Raw genomic sequence first — 4,644 nt, 5'->3', positions numbered from 1 at the left:
CCAAACCACCCGTACCACCAGTCACCAACACCACCGAATCAGCACCGAAAACCGGCACAGAATCAGCAGCCGGAACCGCACGCACCAGGCGCGGAGTCATCAGTTCGCCGTCGCGCAGCGCCAGCTGCTCCTCGGCGCCGGTGGCGGCCACCGCGAGGTGGGCGGCGGTCAGCTCCGCCGGGTCGGCGTCGACCAGCACGAACCGGCCGGGCGACTCGGACTGGGCCGAGCGGATCAGGCCCTGGGCGGTGGGCTGCCGGGTGACGACCACCAGGCGGGCGCCGTCGAACCGGTCGGTGAGCCACTCCCGCGCGATCGCCAGCGCCCGCCCGGCGTTGGCGTGCGCGGCCGCCACCCGGTCGTCCGCGGTCTCGTCGATCGTGACGAAGACCGTCTCCGGCACGGGGTCCGGCAACGCCTCGAGGCTGGGCACGGCGTCGAGGCCGGCCAGTGTGCCGCCCACGGCGAGCCACCGGCCCGGCTCGGCCGCCATCACGGCCGGTGCCGCGTTCCAGCCGACGGTGAACAGGGCGTCCGCCACGGAGCGGGTACGCGGACGATCAGCCGCGAACGGGCGGAGGGCGAGGGCGCCGGCGGAGAGTACGGGCGCTCCCGTCGCGTCATATGCGTGCAGCGTGACCGCGCCGGTGCCGGTGCCGGTGGCCGACAGTCGCACCCGCAGGTGGGTGGCGCCGGTCGCGTGCAGGGTGACGCCGGTCCAGGCGAAGGGCAGGCGGGCCTGGCCGTCGCCGGGGAACAGGTCGCCCAGGCCGATCGCGTGCAGGGCCGCGTCGAGCAGGGCGGGGTGCAGGCCGTACCCGTCGGTCTTGACCTCGCCGGGGAGGGTGATCTCGGCGTACACGTCGTCGCCGGAGCGCCATCCCGCGATCAGGCCCCGGAAGGCCGGGCCGTAGTCGAGGCCGGCCGCCAGCAGGTCGTCGTGCAGCCCGTCGACGGTCACCGGTTCGGCGCCGGCGGGCGGCCAGGAGCCGTCCAGCGGATCGAGCCGCGGCGCCTGGCCGGTGAGAACACCGGTGGCGTGACAGATCCAGGAGTCGCCGGCCTGTGAGTGGATCTCGACGGAGCGCCGGTCCTGGTCGTCCGGCCCGAGCACGACCCGCAGCACGGCCGGGCCGTCCAGCACCAGCGGGGCCTGCAGGGTCAGCTCCTCGAGGTGGCCGTGGCCGACCTCGTCACCGGCCCGGATCGCCAGTTCGACGAAGCCGGTGCCGGGGAAGAGCACAGTGTCGTGCACCCGGTGGTCGGCGAGCCAGGGCAGCGTGGCCGGGTCGATCCGGCCGGTCAGGGCGAGGCTGCCGCCGGGCAGGCTGACGGCCGCGCCGAGCATCGGGTGGCGGGCCGGCTGCTGGCCGAGGGCCGTGGCGTCGCCACCGAAGCCGGTGCCGGTGAGCCAGTAGTGGTCGTGTTGGAAGGGGTAGGTCGGCAGGTCGACGGTCTGCCCGTCACGACCGGCATAGAGAGCGGCCCAGTCGAGGTCGATTCCGCTTTCCCACAACCGCCCGATCGCGGTCAGCAGCGACTGCGGCTCATCCCGATCGCGACGCAACGCCGGAACGAACAACGCCTCCGCACACTGCTGACCCATCCCGGACAACACCCCGTCCGGACCCAACTCCAAGAACCGTGACACTCCCGCGTCCGCCATGTAAGCGACCGAGTCCGCGAACCGGACCGCTTGACGCACGTGACGCACCCAGTACTTGGCATCGAACTGCTCGATCACCGTGCCGGTCACGTTCGACACCACCGCCAGCCGCGGACGGTCATACGACAGCTGCGCGGCGATGACACCGAACTCCGCCAGCATCGGCTCCATCAACGCGGAATGGAACGCGTGACTGACCGACAACCGGCGAGCCCGACGACCCTGCCCCTTCCACTCCTCGACCAACGCGTCCACAGCCGCTTCCGCGCCGGAGACGACCACCGAACCCGGACTGTTGACCGCCGCGACGTCGATGCCGCGATCAGCGACCTCCAGCTCCGTGCCCGCCAACGCCGCCATCGCCCCACCCGCCGGCAACGCCTGCATCAACCGACCCCGAGCCGTCACCAACCGGGCCGCATCACCCAGCGACAACACCCCAGCCACGTGTGCGGCGACGATTTCTCCGACCGAATGCCCCGCCACAAAATCCGGACGCACACCCCACGACTCAACCAACCGGAACAGCGCCGTTTCCACAGCGAACAGGCCAGCCTGCGTCCACAGCGTCTGATCCAGCAGCTCGCCACCGCCGAACACCACATCCCGCAACGCCGACGGCAGGAACTCGTCCAACGCCGCACAGACCTCGTCGAAGGCTGCGGCGAACACCGGGAACGCCTCGTACAGACTGCGACCCATCCCCGACCGCTGCGCACCCTGACCGGTGAACAACACCCCCAGACCACCAGGCCGTGCCACAGCCGGAACCACCGACGCCAGCGCCGAACGCCAACCGTCACGGTCAGCGGCGACGACCGCCGCGCGATACGGCAACTGCGCCCGGGTCGATGCGAGAGACCATCCCAGGTCCACCAGCTCTCCGGACTGTCCGTTCAGGCGCACGGCCGCGTCCAGCACCGCCTGACCCGAACGCCCCGACAACGGCGCCAACACCGGACCGGAGATCACCTGCCGCGCGACCGGCGCCGACACCGGCGCCTGCTCCACGATCACGTGCGCATTCGTCCCCGACACCCCGAACGACGAGACACCCGCCCGGCGCGGACGATCCACAACCGGCCACTCACGCCCCGCCCGGAGCAACTCGACCTCGCCCGACTCCCAGTCGACCTGGCGACTGGGCTCGTCGATGTGCAGGGTCTGCGGCAGGATGCCGTGCCGCATCGCGAGGATCATCTTGATCACGCCACCGACACCAGCCGCGGCCTGAGTGTGACCCAGATTCGACTTGAGCGAACCCAGCCACAACGGCTCCCCACCGGCCCGGTCCTGCCCGTAGGTCGCCAGCAGCGCCTGCGCCTCGATCGGATCACCCAGCGTCGTACCCGTACCGTGCGCCTCAACCGCATCCACCTCGGACGGACGCAGACCGGCACTCGCCAGCGCCTGCCGAATCACCCGAGCCTGCGACGGACCATTCGGCGCCGACAGACCGTTCGAGGCACCGTCCTGGTTCACCGCCGACCCACGCACCACGGCAAGAATCCGGTGACCGTTGGCCTGAGCATCGGAGAGCCGCTCCAGGACCAGCATGCCGACGCCCTCGGACCAGCCGGTGCCATCCGCCGAGTCGGCGAACGACTTGCAGCGCCCGTCGGCGGCCAGGCCGCGTTGCCGGGAGAAGCCGATGAAGGTGTCCGGGGTCGGCATGACCGTGACACCGCCGGCCAGGGCCAGGGTGCACTCACCCTGCCGCAGCGACTGGGCGGCCAGATGCATGGCGACCAGCGACGACGAACATGCCGTGTCGATCGTCATCGCCGGGCCCTCGAAGCCGAACGTGTAGGAGACCCGGCCGGAGACCACGCTCGACGACGCCCCGGTGCCGAGGAAGCCCTCGACCTCTTCCGGGATCTCGGCGAGCCAGGAACCGTAGTTGTGATACATCACCCCGGCGAACACACCGGTCCGGGAACCACGCAACGTCGACGGATCGATACCGGCCCGCTCGACCGCCTCCCACGACGCCTCCAGCAACAGCCGCTGCTGCGGATCCATCGCCACGGCCTCACGCGGACTGATCCCGAAGAAAGCCGGATCGAACAGCGCCGCCTCGTGCAGGAAACCCCCCTCACGCACGTACGACGTACCAGCCCTACCCGGATCATCACTGAACAACGTCGACAGATCCCAACCCCGATCAACCGGAAAGTCCGAGATACCGTCCCCACCCGCGACCAGCAACGCCCACAGATCCTCAGGCGACGCCACACCACCCGGATAACGGCAACTCATCCCCACGATCGCGATCGGCTCGTCGGTGGCGACAGCGACCGGAGCCGCCGATTCCACCGCCGCGCCACCGGCCAGCTCGCCCGTGATGTAGCGAGCGAGCACCTCCGGCGACGGGTAGTCGAAGACCAGCGTGGCCGGCAGCCGCAGACCGGAGACCTCCGCGAGCCGGTTACGCAGCTCCACCGCGGTCAGCGAGTCGAAGCCCAGATCGGCGAAGGAGGATCGCGTGTCCACGTCGGACGCCGTGCTGAACCCCAGCACTCGGGCGACTTCGGCCCGGATCACACCGGTGACCGCGTCGAAGTCGGCGACCAGCGAGGCGGTGACCGCGCCGCCGATCGCCGTCCGGCGCCGGGAGCGGACCAGGCCGCGCAGCGCGGGCGGCACGTCGGCGCCCTGCAGCGCGGTGGTGTCCAGGTGCATCGCCACCAGTGCCGGCTCATCGCCGGCGGCGGCCCGGTCGAACAGGGCGAGGCCGTCGGCGGCCTCGAACGGGAGGGCGCCGGAGCGGGTCATCCGGTCGCGGTCGACGTCGTTGAGGTTGCCGGTCATGGCGCTGTCCGCGGTGGCCCACGGACCCCAGGCGATCGCGGTGGCGGGCAGGCCGGCAGCGTGCCGCTGACGGGCGAGCGCGTCGAGGTAGGAGTTCGCGGCCGCGTAGTTCGCCTGACCCGGCGAACCGAGCACACCAGCAGCCGACGAGAACAACACGAACGCCG

The 4,644-nt window shown here is 71.1% G+C and carries 1 protein-coding gene; it reads right to left on the bottom strand.

Annotation, left to right across the window (positions count from 1 at the left end):
• On the bottom strand, nt 1-4,644 hold a 4,644-nt coding region (locus CHC09_RS44725), incomplete at both ends, for a type I polyketide synthase (RefSeq protein WP_143232965.1).

Source organism: Actinoplanes regularis (assembly GCF_900188005.1).
Classification (GTDB): Bacteria; Actinomycetota; Actinomycetes; order Mycobacteriales; family Micromonosporaceae; genus Actinoplanes; species Actinoplanes regularis.
This window is presented reverse-complemented; position numbering and strand designations above follow the sequence as displayed.